This window comes from Pseudomonas sp. DWRC2-2, assembly GCF_049897885.1.
In the GTDB taxonomy this organism is placed as follows: Bacteria; Pseudomonadota; Gammaproteobacteria; order Pseudomonadales; family Pseudomonadaceae; genus Aquipseudomonas; species Aquipseudomonas azotoformans_A.
Genome location: NZ_JAFCXD010000008.1, coordinates 91959 through 109520, shown reverse-complemented (window position 1 = coordinate 109520; position 17562 = coordinate 91959). Strand labels below are relative to the sequence as shown.

Annotated in this window: 16 protein-coding genes; 8 read left to right on the top strand and 8 right to left on the bottom strand. The window is 61.5% G+C overall.

What is annotated here, in order from left to right:
- Nucleotides 1–71: 71 nt before the first annotated feature.
- A complete protein-coding gene (locus tag ACP7EW_RS27970) occupies nt 72–320 on the bottom strand; it encodes a hypothetical protein (protein ID WP_033902336.1) in 249 nt (82 codons plus the stop codon).
- 333 nt (nt 321–653) lie between these two features.
- On the opposite strand from ACP7EW_RS27970, the gene ACP7EW_RS27965 reads away from it, so the two are divergent.
- The 8 genes from ACP7EW_RS27965 (at nt 654) to ACP7EW_RS27930 (ending at nt 7053) form a co-directional block, all read left to right on the top strand.
- Complete coding sequence (locus ACP7EW_RS27965) at nt 654–1502, top strand: transporter substrate-binding domain-containing protein (protein WP_033902337.1); 849 nt, start codon at nt 654–656, stop codon at nt 1500–1502.
- Nucleotides 1503–1553: 51 nt separating this feature from the next.
- Complete coding sequence (locus ACP7EW_RS27960; protein ID WP_010210962.1) at nt 1554–2216, top strand: amino acid ABC transporter permease; 663 nt, start codon at nt 1554–1556, stop codon at nt 2214–2216.
- 11 nt (nt 2217–2227) lie between these two features.
- Complete coding sequence (locus ACP7EW_RS27955) at nt 2228–2890, top strand: amino acid ABC transporter permease (protein WP_016976586.1); 663 nt, start codon at nt 2228–2230, stop codon at nt 2888–2890.
- Entirely contained in the window at nt 2887–3669 is a 783-nt protein-coding gene (locus ACP7EW_RS27950; RefSeq protein WP_033902339.1) for an amino acid ABC transporter ATP-binding protein, read from the top strand. The genes ACP7EW_RS27955 and ACP7EW_RS27950 overlap by 4 nt, the downstream gene beginning before the upstream one ends.
- Nucleotides 3670–3684: 15 nt before the next feature.
- On the top strand, nt 3685–4074 hold the full coding sequence (locus ACP7EW_RS27945; RefSeq protein WP_010210958.1) for a RidA family protein: 390 nt from the start codon (nt 3685–3687) through the stop codon (nt 4072–4074).
- Between the two features lie 74 nt (nt 4075–4148).
- Nucleotides 4149–4913: an IclR family transcriptional regulator gene (locus ACP7EW_RS27940; RefSeq protein ID WP_426221307.1), complete on the top strand. Its 765-nt coding sequence runs from the start codon at nt 4149–4151 to the stop codon at nt 4911–4913.
- A 9-nt stretch (nt 4914–4922) separates the two neighbouring features.
- Nucleotides 4923–6131 carry an amino acid deaminase gene (locus tag ACP7EW_RS27935; RefSeq protein WP_426221305.1) on the top strand — a complete coding sequence of 403 codons (1209 nt, stop codon included), beginning with the start codon at nt 4923–4925 and terminating at the stop codon, nt 6129–6131.
- A 10-nt stretch (nt 6132–6141) separates the two neighbouring features.
- The gene (locus ACP7EW_RS27930) at nt 6142–7053 is read left to right on the top strand and encodes a sugar kinase (RefSeq protein ID WP_426221303.1); all 912 of its coding nucleotides are present in this window, start codon (nt 6142–6144) and stop codon (nt 7051–7053) included.
- 146 nt (nt 7054–7199) lie between these two features.
- Here the strand turns inward: ACP7EW_RS27930 and ACP7EW_RS27925 are convergent, their stop codons facing one another.
- The 7 genes from ACP7EW_RS27925 to ACP7EW_RS27895 form a co-directional block, all read right to left on the bottom strand.
- Nucleotides 7200–7475 carry a peptidylprolyl isomerase gene (locus ACP7EW_RS27925; protein ID WP_003174397.1) on the bottom strand — a complete coding sequence of 92 codons (276 nt, stop codon included), beginning with the start codon at nt 7473–7475 and terminating at the stop codon, nt 7200–7202.
- A gap of 43 nt (nt 7476–7518) precedes the next feature.
- The gene (locus tag ACP7EW_RS27920) at nt 7519–10014 is read right to left on the bottom strand and encodes a PAS domain-containing protein (protein ID WP_426221301.1); all 2496 of its coding nucleotides are present in this window, start codon (nt 10012–10014) and stop codon (nt 7519–7521) included.
- A gap of 135 nt (nt 10015–10149) precedes the next feature.
- Complete coding sequence (locus ACP7EW_RS27915; RefSeq protein ID WP_426221299.1) at nt 10150–12108, bottom strand: acetoacetate--CoA ligase; 1959 nt, start codon at nt 12106–12108, stop codon at nt 10150–10152.
- Nucleotides 12109–12121: 13 nt separating this feature from the next.
- Nucleotides 12122–12895: a 3-hydroxybutyrate dehydrogenase gene (locus ACP7EW_RS27910; protein WP_426221297.1), complete on the bottom strand. Its 774-nt coding sequence runs from the start codon at nt 12893–12895 to the stop codon at nt 12122–12124.
- A gap of 7 nt (nt 12896–12902) precedes the next feature.
- Nucleotides 12903–14294 (bottom strand): GntP family permease, encoded by a 1392-nt coding sequence (locus ACP7EW_RS27905; RefSeq protein WP_426221295.1) that lies wholly within the window; start codon nt 14292–14294, stop codon nt 12903–12905.
- A 286-nt stretch (nt 14295–14580) separates the two neighbouring features.
- A complete protein-coding gene (locus ACP7EW_RS27900; RefSeq protein ID WP_426221292.1) occupies nt 14581–15984 on the bottom strand; it encodes a sigma-54 interaction domain-containing protein in 1404 nt (467 codons plus the stop codon).
- The gene (locus ACP7EW_RS27895; RefSeq protein ID WP_426221290.1) at nt 15981–17555 is read right to left on the bottom strand and encodes an ABC transporter ATP-binding protein; all 1575 of its coding nucleotides are present in this window, start codon (nt 17553–17555) and stop codon (nt 15981–15983) included. Before ACP7EW_RS27895 ends, ACP7EW_RS27900 begins: the two co-directional genes overlap by 4 nt.
- Nucleotides 17556–17562 lie beyond the last annotated feature (7 nt).

The window sequence follows — 17562 nt, the reverse complement described above, 5'->3', positions numbered from 1 at the left end:
GATCCCTCTTTGGATAGCGCTGGTGTCTGCCAACGCTAAGTCGAGGGATCATCACCGTCTACTGTCAACCTTCACAGGTCGCTATCGCGCTCCAGGCGTTCCCGTGCCTTGCGCGCCTGGCTTGCGCATTTCTTGTATTCAAGGTTGTCCCTCGAAGCCTTTGCCTGGCGATAGCCATGATGATTCTGGCTGGTGTAATTGGTGCTCAGGGCTGCGTTGAGCTTGCGCAGTTCTTCCTTGCACTCGCGGCGGTCGTTACTGGCCAATGCGCTGCCAGCCACCAGAAAGGAGAGCAAAACCAGGGTGAGGCGCAACTTCATCAGGGCGGAGTCCTTGTCTGAATGAATGTGCCAAGGCTAGCCCAGCGTGGGGATTTTTCCACGCGCCAGACGCACTGCAACGGTGCGCAGTAACGCCTTTGTGGCGCACGCAAGTGGGGCCTGTCACCGCTGTGTGGGGCCTTGGGTAGCAAAGTGATTTCAGGTGCTGACTCAACGCCTTAATCCACATCATCTTTTATCTATCTGATTTAACAGAGATTTATCCATGTCGTTTTTTTCTGTTACCGCGTGTGGCACACTTTCTGCTGTCTATTCCGTTGTTACATACTAAGTTCCGGTATAGCGGAATACACAACTCCTGGAGTGCTTGTCATGCATCACCGACCTTCCGTGTTTAAAGCGTGTGTTTTTCTCTTCGCCGCATCGGCTTCCCTCGCCAGCATCGTGCAGGCGGCGGACAGCAAGCTCGATGATGTGCTCAAACGTGGGCACCTCATCGTGGGTACAGGCAGTACCAATGCGCCGTGGCACTTCCAGGGAGCGGATGGCAAGTTGCAGGGTTTTGATATCGACATCGGCCGCATCGTGGCCAAGGGTTTGTTCAATGACCCGAGCAAAGTCGAGTTCGTGGTGCAGTCGTCTGACGCCCGGATTCCCAACCTGCTGACCAATAAGGTCGACATGAGTTGCCAGTTCATTACCGTCACTGCCAGCCGTGCCCAGCAGGTGGCTTTCACCCTGCCGTACTACCGCGAAGGCGTGGGCCTGCTGCTGCCGAACAACAGCAAGTACAAAGAGATTGAAGACCTGCAAGCCGCCGGCGACAGCGTCACCGTAGCGGTGCTGCAAAACGTATACGCCGAAGAACTGGTGCACCAGGCGCTGCCCAAGGCCAAGGTCGACCAGTACGACAGTGTCGACCTGATGTACCAGGCCGTGAACTCCGGTCGCGCCGATGCCGCCGCCACCGACCAGTCCTCGGTCAAATACCTGATGGTGCAGAACCCAGGCCGCTACCGCAGCCCGACGTACGCCTGGAGCCCGCAGACCTACGCGTGCGCCGTCAAGCGTGGCGACCAGGACTGGCTGAACTTCGTCAACACTGCGCTGCATGAAGCCATGACCGGTGTCGAGTTCCCGACCTACAAGGCCTCGTTCAAGCAATGGTTCGGTGTCGACCTGCCGGAACCTGCGATCGGCTTCCCGGTTGAGTTCAAGTAAATCGAAACCCTGGGGCGTCGCTGACGGCGCCCCAATCAGGTACTGCTGACCATGAACTATCAGTTGAACTTTGCCGCCGTGTGGCGCGACTTCCCCAGCTTGCTGGCGGGGCTCGGCCTGGGCCTTGAGCTGGCGCTGCTGTCGATCGCCATCGGCTGTGTGATCGGCCTGATGATGGCCTTTGCCATGCTGTCCAAGCACCGTGCGTTGCGGGTCTTCGCCTCGGTGTACGTGACGGTGGTGCGCAATACGCCGATCCTCGTGTTGATCCTGTTGATCTACTTTGCATTGCCCAGCCTCGGGATCCGTCTGGACAAGATCCCGTCGTTCATCATCACCTTGTCGCTGTACGCCGGTGCTTACCTGACCGAAGTGTTCCGCGCCGGGCTGTTGAATATTCCCAAGGGCTTGCGCGAAGCCGGGCTGGCCATCGGCCTGGGTGAGTGGCGTATCCGCGCCTATATCACCGTACCGGTGATGCTGCGCAACGTGCTGCCTGCGCTGTCGAACAACTTCATTTCGCTGTTCAAGGACACCTCGCTCGCGGCCGCCATCGCGGTGCCGGAGCTGACCTACTATGCCCGCAAGATCAACGTCGAAAGCTACCGGGTGATTGAAACCTGGCTGGTCACGACCGCGCTCTACGTGGCTGCCTGTTACCTCATTGCCATGCTGCTCCGTTACCTGGAACAGCGTCTGGCGATCCGTCGTTAAGGAGGGCTTTCATGTACGAGTCCCCAAGCTGGCTGCATGAGTTGTGGATCGCCCGGGATACCCTCTGGGCGGGCTTTCAGGCCAGCGTTTATGTGTCTGCGTTGGCAATTATCTTTGGCACCCTGATCGGCATTGTCGCCGGGTTGATTCTGACCTACGGCAAGTTCTGGATGCGTGCGCCATTCCGGCTGTATGTCGACCTGATCCGTGGTACGCCGGTGTTTGTGCTGGTGCTCGCGTGTTTCTACATGCTGCCGGCGCTCGGTTGGCAGATCACCGCGTTCCAGGCCGGTGCGGTCGGGTTGACGCTGTTCTGTGGCTCCCACGTCTCCGAGATCGTGCGCGGCGCGCTGCAAGCCATTCCCCGTGGGCAACTGGAAGCGGGCAAGGCGATCGGCCTGACGTTCTACCAGTCCCTGGGCTACGTGCTGCTGCCCCAGGCGCTGCGCCAGATTTTGCCGACCTGGGTCAACTCCTCCACGGAAATCGTCAAGGCCTCGACCTTGCTGTCAGTGATCGGCGTGGCTGAGTTGCTGCTCAGTACCCAGCAAGTGATCGCACGCACCTTCATGACCCTGGAGTTCTACCTGTTCGCAGGCTTTATGTTCTTTGTCATCAACTACGCCATCGAGTTATTCGGGCGCTACATTGAAAAGCGGGTGGCCTTGCCATGAATCAATCTCAAACCAACCAACCGCTGCTGAACATTCGTGGCCTGCGTAAGCAATACGGCCAGGTGGAAGTACTCAAGGGCGTTGACCTGTCCATGCAGCGTGGCAACGTGGTGACCTTGATCGGCTCCAGCGGCTCGGGCAAGACAACACTGTTGCGTTGCGTCAACCTGCTGGAAGAGTTCCAGGGCGGGCAGATCACCCTGGATGGCGAGTCCATCGGCTACAGCGAAATTGCCGGCAAGCGCGTGCGCCACCCCGAGCGGGTGATTGCCCAGCACCGTGCGATGACCGGCATGGCGTTCCAGCAATTCAACCTGTTCCCGCACCTGACGGCCTTGCAGAACGTCACCCTTGGCCTGCTCAAGGTCAAGAAGATGGGCAAGGACGAAGCCGTCGCACTCGCAGAAAAATGGCTGGACCGCGTCGGCCTTCTGGAACGTCGCAATCACTTTCCCGGTCAGCTGTCCGGCGGTCAGCAACAGCGTGTAGCGATTGCCCGCGCCATTGCCATGAACCCCAGCCTGATGCTGTTCGACGAAGTCACCTCGGCCCTCGACCCGGAGTTGGTGGGCGAAGTGCTCAGCGTGATCAAAGGCCTGGCGGAAGAGGGCATGACCATGTTGCTGGTCACCCACGAAATGCGCTTTGCCTACGAAGTCTCGGACAAGATCGTTTTCATGAACCAGGGCCGCATTGAAGAGCAGGGCACCTCGAAGGACATCTTCGAACGCCCGCAATCGCCGCGCCTGGCGGAATTTCTCAAGAACATTCGTTTTTAATCAGGAGCCTTTTTTATGAGCATTACTCGTTACGGTGCCGGTAGCACAGCCGGCGGTGGTCAGCCCCGTCCTTTCGCCCGTGCGGTGGAAGCCGATGGTTGGTTGTACGTCTCAGGCCAAGTGCCTGCGGTGGACGGCGAAATCATCACCGGCGGCATCATCGAACAGACCCGCCAGACCATGCGCAACGTGGTGGCGATCCTTGAAGAAGCCGGTTACGAATTGAAAGATGTCGTGCGCGTCGGCGTGTGGCTGGAAGACCCGCGGGACTTCTGGAGTTTCAACAAGGTCTTCGGTGAGTACTTCACCCCGGAACACGCCCCGGCGCGGGCCTGCGTGCAGGCCAACATGATGGTCGATTGCAAGGTGGAGATCGATTGCGTGGCGTACAAGAAAAAAGGCTAAATGCCTGGATCTAAAGCCCGCTCCCACAGGGGATATGTGTTGATAGCAACCTTCTGACCGGACCGACAACTGCCATGACCGAAGACACCATCAAACGCCGCGCCAAAGGCCTGGACCGTGCATTCGATATCCTCGATTTTCTCAAGGAAATCGGCCAGCCCCTGCGCCCGAATGATATTGCCAGCGGCATCGGCAGCCCCAAGTCCACCGTCTACGAACTGGTGGCGTCGCTGCTTGAGCGGCGCATCCTGGAAACGGTGGGCAAGGACGGTCACGTCTATCTCGGCCGCCAGCTGTACTTTCTCGGCCAAGCGCACCTGCGCCATTTCGATCTGACCCGCGAGGCCGATCACGCCCTGCAGGAGATCGTCAGCCAGACCCACGAGACCGCGCAGATGTGCCTACTCAACGGGCGCAAATACACGGTGGCGCTGATGCGTGAGGGCGAGCGGCATTTCCGTATTTCTTCGGACATCGGCGAAAACGCTCCCATTCCGTGGACCGCTTCCGGACGCCTGTTGCTGGGGCACTTGAGCGACCAGCAGATCATCGACCTGATCGATCACGATGACTTCATCCTGCCGGACGGCCAGCGCCTGCCGCTGGAGACCTTCCTGGCGCAAATCCGTCAGGCCACCGTCGAGGGCTTCTTTTCCTTCGACAGCGTGGCCGACACCTTTACCCATTGCTTTGCCGCCCCGGTGCGGGACGCGCAAGGCATCAGCATCGCGACGCTGTGCATCGTCGCCCCACGCGCCGATGCCACAAAAAACTACAACGACTATCGCCGGGTGTTGATCGACAGCGCCAACAACCTGGCCCGGCGTATCAACGAATAGGAGTTTTCCATGTCTGCCATCAATGCCGTTGAAAAAGGCGCCGCCGCCGTTGGGGCCCACCTGGTCCGTGACGTCAGCCTGCCTGCCCTGGTGCTGCACCGTGACGCCCTGGCACACAACATCCGCTGGATGCAGGACTTCGTCAGCAACAGCGGCGCGCAGTTGGCGCCCCATGGCAAGACCAGCATGATGCCGGCGCTGTTTCAGCGCCAGATTGAAGCGGGCGCCTGGGGCATCACCCTGGCGAATGCCGTGCAGACCCGTGCAGCCTATGCCGGTGGCGTGCGTCGCGTGCTGATGGCCAACCAACTGGTAGGCGCGCCGAACATGGCGCTGATTGCTGACCTGTTGGTCGATAAGGACTTCGACTTTCACTGCATGGTCGATCACCCGGACAACGTCGCCGACCTGGGCCTGTTCTTCGCCGCCCGTGGCCTGCGCCTGAACGTGATGATCGAATACGGTGTGGTCGGCGGTCGTTGCGGCTGCCGCAGCGAGCAGGAAGTGCGTGACCTGGCGAAGGCGATCAAGGCCCAACCGGCCCTGGCCCTCACCGGTATCGAAGGCTACGAAGGCGTGATCCATGGCGAGCATGCGATCAGCGGCATCCGCGACTTCGCCGCCAGCCTGGTGCGCCTGGCGGTAGACCTGCAGAACAACGGCTCTTTCGACCTGCCCAAGCCTATCGTCACTGCGTCGGGATCGGCTTGGTACGACCTGATTGCCGAGTCGTTTGAAGAGCAGAACGCCGCCGGCCGCTTCCTCAGCGTGTTGCGCCCTGGCAGCTACGTAGCTCATGACCATGGCATCTACAAAGAGGCGCAATGCTGCGTGCTCGACCGTCGCAGCGACCTCAGCGAAGGCCTGCGCCCGGCGTTGGAAGTCTGGGCCCATGTGCAATCGTTGCCCGAACCGGGCTTTGCGGTGATCGCCCTGGGCAAACGTGACGTGGCCTACGACGCCGGTTTGCCGGTGCCGCTCAAACGCTACAAGGCCGGTATTTTGCCGGCAGAAGGTGATGACGTGGGCACGTGCAAGGTCACGGCGGTGATGGACCAGCATGCGTTCATGACCGTGGCGCCGGGGGTTGAGTTGCGTATTGGCGACATCATTTCGTTCGGTACATCCCACCCTTGTTTGACGTTCGACAAGTGGCAGGTCGGCTGCCTGGTGGATGAACAGTTGCAGGTGATCGAATCTCTGGAAACCCGATTCTGAGTGTAAAGCCATGACCCGCTTGTCCCCACGCATCGCCCTGATAGGCGAATGCATGATCGAACTGCAACACCGCGCCGACGGCAGCCTGCACCAGAGCTTCGGCGGCGACACCTTAAATGCGGCGGTATACCTGCGCCGCGAACTGGGCGAAACGGGCAGCGTCGACTATGTCACCGCCCTGGGCGATGACAGCTTCAGCGATGCCATGTGCCAGCAATGGGCGCAGGAAGGCCTGGGCCTGGAAAGGGTCCAGCGCCTGCCCGGACGCCTGCCGGGTTTGTACTGCATCCAGACCGACGCCAATGGCGAACGCAAATTCCTCTACTGGCGCAACGAAGCCGCCGTGCGTGACTGTTTCACCACGCCCGCCGCCGAGCCGATCCTGGCCGCTTTGCCGGACTACGACGTGGTGTATTTCAGCGGCATCACCCTGGCGGTGTTGGGTGATATCGGCCGTGAGCGTTTGCTGCAAACCCTGGTCGAGACCCGTCGGCGAGGAGGCAAGGTGGTGTTCGACAACAACTATCGTCCGCGTCTATGGGCCAGTGTTGAAGCGGCACGCACGGCATATCACCGTGTGTTGGCCGAGGTGGATATCGCCCTATTGACCGAAGACGATGAGCGCGCGCTGTTTGGTTATGCCGACAGTGAACAGGTGTTCGCGGCGTATCCGGAGACTGAAGAGGTGGTGCTCAAGCGTGGGGCGGAGGAATGTCTGATGCGCTGCAAGGGTGAGCGCTTTGCGGTGCCGGCGCTGAAGGTGGAAAAGGTGGTGGATACGACAGCGGCGGGGGATTCGTTCAGTGCGGCGTATTTGGCCAGTCGGCTTAAAGGTTGTTCGCCTGAGCAAGCCGCGTTAGCGGGACATCGGTTGGCAAGCCGGGTCATCCAAGTGCCTGGCGCACTCATCCCCAAAGGTTAAGCGGATCTGTTGTGGCGAGCGGGCTTGCCCCGCGTTGGGCTGCGCAGCGGCCCCCAAAAAAAGCGGGAGCGCTGCGCACTCCAACGCGGGGCAAGCCCGCTCGCCACAGCAAGCCCGCTCTCCACAATGGGCCGGCTACATGCCTGTCAGTCGCGGTAAAACACCTGCACCAAGTGATACCCGAACTTGCTCTTGATCGGCCCGTGAACCACCTTCACCGGCTTCTTGAAGATCACCGCATCAATCGCCCCCACCATCTGCCCCGGCCGCACTTCACCCAAGTCGCCGCCACGCTTGCCGGACGGGCAGGTGGAGTACTTCTTGGCCAACACATCAAAGGCTTCGCCCTTGGCAATGCGCTGCTTGAGTTGTTCGGCTTCTTCGCTGGTTTTCACCAGGATATGACGGGCTTGGGCTTTCATTGATCTCTACCAGGTGTGCGACGGCGCGCGATTATGCCTGAACTCATTCGTCGACGCTGATCATGCTACGGATTTTAGTGGCCAGCAGGTCGATGGAGAACGGCTTGGCGACCATGTCCATGCCGTCCTCCAGGAATCCCTGGCGTTCGGCGGCTTTTTCGGCATAACCGGTCATGAACAAGACGCGCAAGCCAGGCCGGTGTTGGCGGGCAATCTCCGCCAATTGCCGGCCATTCATGCCCGGCAGGCCAACATCGGTGACCAGCAAGTCCACGCGCAGGTCCGACTCCAGCAGCGGCAGTGCCGCCCGCGCATCCGCCGCCTGGTGCGCGGTGTAACCCAGTTCGTCGAGCACATTGACCACCAGCATGCGCACTGCCGGGTCGTCCTCGACCACCACCACCGCTTCGCCGGCCAGAGCTACCGGCGCTTCACCGAGGCTGGCAGGTAAACTGCTTTCCAGCGCCGTGCCATACAGGCGCGGCAGGTACAGACGTACGCACGTACCCTGGCCCGGCTCGCTATGAATGGTCACATGACCACCGGACTGCTGGGCAAACCCGTAGATCATCGACAGCCCCAGGCCTGTGCCCTGGCCGATGGGTTTGGTGGTGAAGAACGGGTCGAACGCCTTGGCCAGGATTTTCGGGGCCATGCCCGTGCCGTTGTCGCACACTCCGAGCATCACGTAGTCGCCGGCCTTGACCGGTTCAAGGGTGGTGATGTCGGTGCCGTCCAGATAGCTGTTGGCGGTTTCGATCAGCAGTTCGCCGCCGTCGGGCATGGCGTCGCGGGCGTTGATCACCAGGTTGAGCAGGGCGTTTTCCAGTTGGCTGGCGTCGGTGTTCACCGGCCAGATGTCGTGGCCCAGTTGCACCTTGAGCCCGATGTGCGCGCCTTTGGTGCGACGGAACAAGTCTTCCAGGGAGGCGACCAATTGGTTGGGGTCCAGCGGGCGTCGGTCCAGCGACTGACGGCGTGAGAATGCCAGCAGACGGTGGGTGAGGGCGGCCGCACGATGGGCGGAGGACACGGCGGCATCGGTAAAACGGCCGATTTCGTCACTGCGCCCGGCGGCGATGTAGCGCTGCATCAGGTCCAGGCTGCCGATGATACCGGTGAGCATATTGTTGAAGTCATGGGCAATGCCACCGGTGAGCTGGCCCACGGCTTCCATCTTCTGCGCATGGCGCAACGCGTCTTCGGCACGCTCACGCTCGTACATCTCGTTTTGCAGGCGCTGATTGGCTTCGGCCAGGGCCTGGGTGCGCTGAGCCACGCGCTCTTCAAGGTTTTCGTTGAGGTGGCGCAGGGCTTCTTCGGTGAGTTTGCGTTCGGTCTCGTCGATCACGAAGATGTAGAAACCATTGACTGAACCGTCATTGCTGAACCGCGGCAGGTACTTCATCAACGCATGGCGCGGACGGCCATCGTGGTGCGGAGTGATGGTCATGAAGCTGCAGGCCTTGCCCTTGAGCGCGGCGGCGATCTTGTCTTCACGCCCGGCGTACACCTCGTCGCCGAGCACTTCGCGGATGGTCTTGCCGTACAGCTCCTGGGGTGTCATGCCGTACCATTCCAGGTACGCGCTGTTGTTCAGGCGAAAGCGCTGTTCATGGTCGACATAACCGATCAACACCGGCATGGCGTTGATGATCAGTTGCAACTCGGTCTGGCTCTGACGCAAGGCCTGCTCGGTGTTCTTGCGCTCGGTGAGGTCCAGCGCGGCCCCGAGGAAACGTGCCGGGCGGCCTTGATGATCCTTGTAGCAACGGCCACGGGCGAACACCCAGCGTACCTGGCCATCGGCTTGCAACAGGCGATATTCCTCGGCGTATTCGGTGCCGAAGGTGATGCAGTGCTTGATGCTGCGCGCCACCATGCCACGGTCTTCCGGGTGCACGCCGTTCAGGTAATCGCTGATCGGCAACGAACGCGCATCGCTGGGGTCGACGCCGTGCAAGTAGGCGAAGTGCGCGTCCGCGATAAAGCGGTCTTCGCCGATATCCCAATCCCAGGTGCCGACCGCGTCCGTGGCGGCCAAGGCCAACTGCAAGCGTTGTTCGGTAGTGTGCTGGGCTTTGCGACGTTCGTTGGTTTCGATGGCGGTGACCAGAATCCCGGCCACGCGCGTGCTTTCATCGCGGATTGGGCTGTAGGTCAGGTCCAGCCAGATTTCCGTGTCGCGATTGTTGCGTTGCAGCACGAAGCGCTGCTCGCTGAAGGTGCGCACCTCGCCTGTGAGTACGGCGTCATAGATCGGCGCGGTAAAGCTTTCCAGCTCCGGCCAGGTCTGATGCGCCGGCTGGCCCATCGCCTCAGGGTGCTTGTTGCCGGCGAGTTGGGCGAAGCCATCGTTGTAGAGCTGCGTGAGGTGGTCGCCCCACAGCAGGAGCATCGGCATCGGCGAGTGGACGACAATATCCACGGCGGTGCGCAGGCTTTGCGGCCAATCACTGGCCTCACCGAGCGGGCTTTGCGCCCAGTCCAGCCGCGCAATCAATGCAGCGGCTTCGCTACCGGTGGATGTTCCAATCATGAAAAAGCCCTGAGCGTAACGCTTTGAAAGATGACAACACCCATTATCCCGTGACTTGGGAATGGGTGACTACCCCCGAAAAATAGCACGCATTCTGGGTTTGTCTTCAAATGAGTGCGTCAGCGCTGAAACCTTTCATCCGTTAGCCAGTTCAGGGCGGTTGCGAAACTGCTCCAGTGCCTGCGGGTTGGCCAGGGCGTCGGTGTTCTTCACCGGCTCACCGTGCACCACATTGCGCACCGCCAATTCGACGATCTTGCCGCTGATGGTGCGGGGGATATCGGTGACAGCGAGGATCTTCGCCGGCACATGGCGCGGTGTGGTGTTGGCGCGGATCACCTGGCGAATCTGCTGCTCCAGCGCGTCGTCCAGCTCGACACCCTCGTTGAGGCGTACGAACAGCACCACGCGCACGTCGTCCTGCCAGCGTTGGCCGATGGCCAGGCTTTCCTGCACCTGTGGAACTTTTTCCACCTGGCGATAGATCTCAGCCGTGCCGATCCGCACGCCGCCGGGGTTGAGCACCGCGTCGGAGCGCCCGTGGATCAGCAGGCTGCCGTTGGGGCGCTGTTCGGCGTAGTCCCCTTGGGCCCAGACGCCGGGAAACTGGCTGAAATACGAAGCGTGCAGTTTTTTACGCTCCGGGTCATTCCACAAGCCAATCGGCATGGCCGGGAAATGCCGGGTGCACACCAGTTCGCCTTTTTCGCCGACCAACGGCTGGCCCTGGTCGTCCCACACCTCAATGGCCATCGCCAGGCTCTTGCACTGCATTTCGCCGCGACGTACCGGCAGCACTGGGTTGCCGATCACAAAACAGGAGACGATATCCGTGCCGCCAGACATGGAGGAAAGGCACAACTCGCCCTTGATCTCGCGGTACACGTAGTCGTAGCTCTGGGGCGAAAGCGGCGAACCGGTCGAAATCAAGCCTTTGAGACTGCCCAGGTCGTGGCTCAGGCGCGGTTGCAAGCCGGCTTTTTCCAAGGTGGCGAGAAACTTGGGGCTGGTGCCGAACACGCTGATCTTCTCGGCGTCGATCAGGTCGATCAAGCGCTCGGGCCCCGGATGAAACGGCGAACCGTCATACAGCACCGCCGTGGCGCCGATGGCCAGTACCGACACCAGCCAGTTCCACATCATCCAGCCGCAGGTGGTGTAGTAGAACAGGCAGTCCTCGCGGGACAGGTCGGCATGCAGGCCGTGTTCCTTGAGGTGGGTGAGCAGCACGCCGCCGGTGCCGTGGATGATGCACTTGGGCACGCCGGTGGTGCCGCTGGAATAGAGGATGTACAGCGGATGGTCGAACGGCACCGCGACGAATTCAGGCGCGCCGCCGGGCTGGTAGAAGTCCTGCCACAGCGCGACGCGGGCGTGGGTTTGATAGTCCTCGATCCTTGCCTGGTGCCGCGCGTACGGCACGACGATCAACTGCTCCAGCGACGGCAGGCGTTCGAGGATTTCATTGAGCTTGGCGGTCTGGTCGATGGTTTTGCCGGCATAACGATAACCGGCGCAGGTGATCAGCACCTTGGGTTCGATCTGGCCGAACCGGTCGATCACGCCCTGGGTGCCGAAGTCCGGCGACGAACACGACCAGATCGCGCCCAGGCTGGTGGTGGCAAGCATGCCCACCAGGGTTTGCCAGGTGTTGGGCATGCAGGCCGCGACGCGGTCACCCTGGACCACACCGGCCGCCCGCAGGCTGTTTTGCAGGCCGGCGACCTGGGCCGCCAGTTCGGCGTAGGTCAATTGCTTGCGCTGGCCGTCTTCGCTGAGGGCGACCACGGCGGGGTGATCGTCGCGGCGGCGCAACAGGTGTTCGGCAAAGTTCAGGGTCGCGCCGGGAAACCATTGGGCGCTGGGCATCTCGGCGTCTTCGATCAGCACCGCCGTGGGCGGACTGCGAAATTGCACGTCGAAGTATTCCACGATCGCCCGCCAGAAATCCGCGCGCTGGTCGATGCTCCACTGATGCAGCGCCGGGTAGTCGCGCAGCTGCACGCTGTAGCGCTGGTTGATGTAGCGCCGGAACTGGTCCATCCGCGTGTGGGCGATGCGTTCCGGGGAGGGTTGCCAGAGGATGTCGGACATAGTGGGCCTCTTGTTATTGTGCCAGCCAGCCGCCGTCGATATTCCATGCGGCGCCGCGCACCTGGCTGCCGGCTTCGCTGCACAAAAACAGCACCAACTCGCCCAATTGCGGCGGTGTCACAAACTCCAGGGACGGCTGCTTCTCCGCCAACAGATCATGCTGCGCCTGCTGCGAGTCGACGCCGGCGGCGGCACGGTCATCAATCTGCTTTTGCACCAGCGGCGTCAGCACCCAGCCGGGGCAAATGGCGTTGCACGTCACGTTGCTGGTGGCGGTTTCCAGGCCGACGACCTTGGTCAAGCCAATCACACCGTGTTTGGCGGCTACATACGCCGCCTTGCCCACCGAACCGACCTGTCCATGCACCGAGGCGATATTGACAATACGTCCCCAGCCCTTGGCCTTCATGCCCGGCAAACTCAAGCGCGTGCTGTGGAACACCGACGACAGGTTGATCGCAATGATCGAGTCCCAGCGCTCGGCCGGAAAGTCTTCCACCGCCGCCACATGCTGGATGCCGGCATTGTTCACCAGGATATCCACGCCGCCGAATTCACGCTCGGCGTAGGCGATCATGTCGGCGATTTGCGCCGGGTCGCTGACGTCCGCCGGGTGATGGCCGACCTTGCCACCGAACGCCTGTACTTGGGCGATCACCGCGCTGGCGTCGCCGAAGCCGTTGAGGATCAGGTTGGCGCCGGCCTTGGCCAGGCTCAGTGCAATCCCCAGGCCGATGCCGCTGGTGGAGCCGGTGACCAGGGCGGTCTTGCCGTTCAATGTCGTCATGAAAACCTCACACAATGCCGGTGGCGTAGAAAGTACCGATCACCACGAACACCGCGAGGGTCTTGATGATCGTGATACCGAAAATGTCCTTGTAGGCCTCGCGGTGCGTCAGGCCGGTGACCGCCAGCAGCGTGATCACCGCGCCGTTGTGGGGCAGGGTGTCCATGCCGCCGCTGGCCATGGCCGCGACGCGGTGCAGCACTTCAAGGGGGATATTGGCCGCATGGGCCGCCGAAATAAAGCTCTCGGACATGGCCGCCAGGGCGATGCTCATCCCACCCGACGCCGAGCCGGTGATACCGGCCAACAGGGTCACGGTAATCGCTTCGTTGACCAGTGGATTCGGGATGCCCTTGAGCCAGTCCGCCAGCACCAGAAAGCCTGGCAGCGAGGCGATCACGGCACCAAAGCCGTATTCGGACGCGGTGTTCATCGCCGCCAGCAACGCACCGCTGACCGCACTTTTGCTGCCTTCGGCGAGTTTGCTCTTGATGGCCGACCAGCCAAACACCAACACCATGACGATGCCCACCAGCAACGCCGCTTGCACCGCCCAGATCGCGGTGAGCTTGGCGATTTCGGTGGTCACCGGCGTGGTCATCCCTGGCAGGGAAAGGCTGTGGGTCTTGCCGTACCACTGCGGGATCCAGTGGGTGAACAGCAGGTTCATCACGCCCACCAGAATCAGCGGCGACAGCGCGATCCAGGGATTGGGCAGCGCCAGGTTGTCGGCCGTTTCCGGCTCGTTGCGCAGTTCGGTGCCGTAGCCTTCACCGGCCCGTTGCGCCTTGTTGCGCTGGCGTGCCAGGTACAGCATGCCGGCGCAGAACACGAAGATCGTACCGATCAGGCCCAGCCATGGCGCGGCCCAGGCCGTGGTGTTGAAGAAAGTGCTGGGGATGATGTTCTGGATCTGCGGCGTGCCGGGCAGGGCGTCCATGGTGAACGAGAATGCGCCGAGGGCGATGGTCGCCGGGATCAGGCGTTTCGGGATATTGCTCTGGCGGAACATCTCCGCCGCGAACGGGTACACCGCAAACACCACCACAAACAGCGACACGCCGCCGTAGGTGAGCAGGGCGCAGACCAGGACGATAACCAGCATCGCCTGGCGCGTGCCGAGCAAGCGGATCGCTGCGGCAACGATGGAGCGCGAGAAGCCCGACAGCTCGATCAGCTTGCCGAACACCGCGCCGAGCAGGAACACCGGGAAATACAGTTTGATAAAGCCGACCATCTTCTCCATGAACACCCCGGTAAAGGCAGGCGCGACGGCGGACGGGTCGGTAAGCAGCACAGCGCCGAGGGCGGCGATGGGGGCAAACAGGATAACGCTATAGCCACGGTAGGCAGCCAGCATCAGCAACGCGAGCGCTGCCAGGGCAATGATCACACTCATGGTGTGTCTCCATCGGATTGTTATTTTTGTGGGGTGTTGCTGTAGGGAGGGGCTATAGCGAGATGTGTGCCAATTAGCTAAGCTTTTGAAATATATGAATAAATTTCAGATATTGGATTGGCGCTATCAGATTTGTCCCTTATTTGAGACTTATGAAGATCAAATGTGGGAGCGGGCTTGCTCGCGAATGCGCTGTATCAACCAAGAATCAGGCGGCTGGCACACCGTATTCGCGAGCAAGCCCGCTCCCACATTGGAATGTCTTCGTATATGGAATTGTGTCTCTCTATTGAGACTTGGCAAGATCCAACGCCACCATCTTCTTGTACAACGTCGACCGCCCAAGCCCCAGTTGCTTGGCCGCCTCCACCACATTGCCCTCACATGCCCTCAACGCTGCCGTGATGATCTGCCGATCAAACCGTTCCCGCGCTGTGTTGAAACTTTCCCCCTCAACCGTCGCGACGGCGCTGCTACGCGCCACCGGCGTAAAAGTACCAATGGCCGCCCGAATTTCCCTGGCATTCAGCACCAGGTCATCACTCAGCAGCGCCGCGCGTTCCAACACATTGCGCAGCTCTCGGATATTTCCCGGCCACGCGTGCTGTGCCAGCAGGGCCAGTGCCTCACGGTCCAGTTCATGCTGGCTGCGCAACTCCTCAAGAATCGCCTCGCTCAACGCTGGAATATCCTCCAGCCGCTCACGCAGCGGCGGCACCTGGATCGGCAGCACATTCAGCCGGTAATACAGGTCGGCGCGAAATTCACCGCGTTTGATCGCCGCTTCAAGGTCCATGGACGTCGCCGCGATCACCCGCACATCGCTGTGCAGCATCTCGTTGGAGCCCACCGGCTCGAATTCCTTCTCCTGCAACACCCGCAGCAATTTGCTTTGCAGCGGCAGCGGCATGTCACCGATCTCATCGAGGAACAGCGTGCCGCCCTGGGCAATCTGGAATTTGCCCGCACGACCCTTGCGGTCGGCGCCGGTAAACGCGCCTGGTGCGGTGCCGAAGAATTCGGCTTCGAGCAGGTCAGCGGGAATCGCTGCACTGTTGATGCTGACAAAGGCCTTGTGCGCACGGCTTGAAGCGCCGTGAATCGCCTGGGCCAGCAATTCCTTGCCGGTGCCGGTCTCGCCCAGCAACAACACCGGCGACTCGGCGCTGGCACTGCGCCGCGCCCGGCGTTTGACTTCGAGGCTGGCGGCGCTGGTGCCGATAAAGTGCGCGAAGTTGTATTTGCTCTGACGTGAACGCAGCAGCGAGCGTGTCGAGGCCAACTCCTGCTGCATGCTCAGGTAGCGCTCGATCAGCGGTGACAGGTTGCGCAGTTCATCGAACAATGCAAAGCCAATCGCGCCGATCACCGCGCCGGCATCGTTGTGGATCGGCAAACGCATCACCACCAGCGGGCCTTTGGGCGTGTCTTGGATGTCCAGCAGGATCGGCTGATCATTGCGCACCACTTGGCGCAACAGACTGTTGGAAATCACCTGCTCGCAGGGCTGGCCGATGGCTTCGTCAGCGCTTTTCAGGCCAAAGCGCTTGGCGTAGCGCTCGTTCATCCACACGATGTTCGCGTCGCGGTCGACAATCACCGTGCCTTCGCTGGACTGCTCGATGATCTCGAACAGCGACTGGATGGCCAGGCCGCGAACCTGTTGGTAATCCGTGAGGCTGGTGCTCATGAGGATAATCCGCAGGCGGCCGCCAGCAATTCCTGGGTGTAGGGATGCTGCGGCGCGTCAAACACCCGATGGCTCGCGCCAGCCTCAACGACCTTGCCGTCCTTGATCACGATCATGTCGTGGGCCATCGCGCGCACCACCGCCAGGTCATGGCTGATGAACAGGTAAGTCAGGCCGTATTTCTCCTGCAGTTCACGCAGCAGCGCCACCACTTGTTTCTGCACGGTGCGGTCGAGGGCCGAGGTGGGTTCGTCGAGCAGCATCAGCGCTGGCTTGAGCACCAAGGCGCGGGCGATGGCAATGCGTTGGCGCTGGCCGCCGGAAAACTCATGGGGGTAACGGTGGCGGCTGGCAGGGTCGAGGCCCACATCCTTGAGCACCTGGATCACCTGCGCATCACGGTCGGCCAGGCTGCACGGCGCGTGCACCTCCAGGCCTTCGCTGATGATCTGCTCCACGGTCATGCGTGGGCTGAGGCTGCCGTAAGGGTCCTGGAACACCACCTGCATCTGCTTGCGCCATGGACGCATCTGTTGGTTATTCAGCGGGTCGAGGGCTTCACCCTGGAAGCGGATGCTGCCGGTAGAGTCCAGCAGCCGCAGGATCGCCTGGCCCAGGGTGGATTTGCCCGAGCCGGACTCGCCGACAATCCCCAGGGTCTTGCCGCGTTGCACGCTGAGGCTGATGCCGTCCACTGCACGCAGGTAGGTCTTGCGCCGGAACAAGCCGCCGCCGAGGGGGAATTGCACGCTCAGGTCGTCTACCTGCAATACGGTTTCGCGCTCATCGCTGCACAGCGCATCACCGTCCGGCTCGGCATCCAGCAGCAAACGGCTGTAAGGATGTTGCGGCGCATTGAACAGGCTCTGGCAGTCGGCCTGCTCGACAATCTCACCCGCGCGCATCACGCACACGCGCTGGGCAATGCTGCGCACCAGGTTGAGGTCGTGGCTGATCAGCAGCAGCGACATGCCCAGGCGTTGTTGCAGGGACTTGAGCAGCAGCAGGATCTTGCGCTGCACGGTCACGTCCAACGCGGTGGTGGGTTCGTCGGCGATCAGCAGTTCCGGTTCGCAGGCCAGGGCCATGGCGATCATCACGCGCTGGCGTTGCCCGCCGGACAGTTGATGGGGATAGGCCTTGAGCCGTTCCTGGGGTTTCTGGATGCCCACCAGGTCGAGCAATTCTAGGATCCGTGCCTGCGCCGCTTTGCCACCCAAGCCTTTGTGCAGCAACAGGGTTTCACCGATCTGCTTTTCGATGCTGTGCAACGGGTTCAGGGAGGTCATCGGCTCCTGGAAGATCATCGCAATACGGTTGCCGCGCAGCTTCTGCAGGGTCGCCGCCGATGCGCCAATCAGCTCCTGGCCGCGGTAGCGGATAGAGCCGGTGGTTTCGGTGCCGGCTTCGGGCAGCAATTGCAGGATCGAGTGGGCGGTCACCGACTTGCCCGAGCCCGACTCGCCGACCAGCGCCAGGCACTCGCCGGGGCGTACGTCCAGGCTCAGGTTGCGCACCACGGTCTGGCCGCTGAAGGCGACGCTGAGGTCGCGGATTTCGATCAGGTTCATAGGCGGT

Bases quoted from the DNA above. Each gene is read 5' to 3' on its own strand.
- ACP7EW_RS27945 (WP_010210958.1), top strand. From the start codon at position 3,685: ATGAGCATTACTCGTTACGGTGCCGGTAGCACAGCCGGCGGTGGTCAG.
- ACP7EW_RS27955 (WP_016976586.1), top strand. From the start codon at position 2,228: ATGTACGAGTCCCCAAGCTGGCTGCATGAGTTGTGGATCGCCCGGGAT.
- ACP7EW_RS27925 (WP_003174397.1), bottom strand. From the start codon at position 7,475: ATGAAAGCCCAAGCCCGTCATATCCTGGTGAAAACCAGCGAAGAAGCC.
- ACP7EW_RS27910 (WP_426221297.1), bottom strand. From the start codon at position 12,895: ATGACGACATTGAACGGCAAGACCGCCCTGGTCACCGGCTCCACCAGC.
- ACP7EW_RS27950 (WP_033902339.1), top strand. From the start codon at position 2,887: ATGAATCAATCTCAAACCAACCAACCGCTGCTGAACATTCGTGGCCTG.
- ACP7EW_RS27970 (WP_033902336.1), bottom strand. From the start codon at position 320: ATGAAGTTGCGCCTCACCCTGGTTTTGCTCTCCTTTCTGGTGGCTGGC.
- ACP7EW_RS27960 (WP_010210962.1), top strand. From the start codon at position 1,554: ATGAACTATCAGTTGAACTTTGCCGCCGTGTGGCGCGACTTCCCCAGC.
- ACP7EW_RS27920 (WP_426221301.1), bottom strand. From the start codon at position 10,014: ATGATTGGAACATCCACCGGTAGCGAAGCCGCTGCATTGATTGCGCGG.
- ACP7EW_RS27915 (WP_426221299.1), bottom strand. From the start codon at position 12,108: ATGTCCGACATCCTCTGGCAACCCTCCCCGGAACGCATCGCCCACACG.
- ACP7EW_RS27935 (WP_426221305.1), top strand. From the start codon at position 4,923: ATGTCTGCCATCAATGCCGTTGAAAAAGGCGCCGCCGCCGTTGGGGCC.
- ACP7EW_RS27940 (WP_426221307.1), top strand. From the start codon at position 4,149: ATGACCGAAGACACCATCAAACGCCGCGCCAAAGGCCTGGACCGTGCA.
- ACP7EW_RS27905 (WP_426221295.1), bottom strand. From the start codon at position 14,294: ATGAGTGTGATCATTGCCCTGGCAGCGCTCGCGTTGCTGATGCTGGCT.
- ACP7EW_RS27900 (WP_426221292.1), bottom strand. From the start codon at position 15,984: ATGAGCACCAGCCTCACGGATTACCAACAGGTTCGCGGCCTGGCCATC.
- ACP7EW_RS27965 (WP_033902337.1), top strand. From the start codon at position 654: ATGCATCACCGACCTTCCGTGTTTAAAGCGTGTGTTTTTCTCTTCGCC.
- ACP7EW_RS27930 (WP_426221303.1), top strand. From the start codon at position 6,142: ATGACCCGCTTGTCCCCACGCATCGCCCTGATAGGCGAATGCATGATC.
- ACP7EW_RS27895 (WP_426221290.1), bottom strand. From the start codon at position 17,555: ATGAACCTGATCGAAATCCGCGACCTCAGCGTCGCCTTCAGCGGCCAG.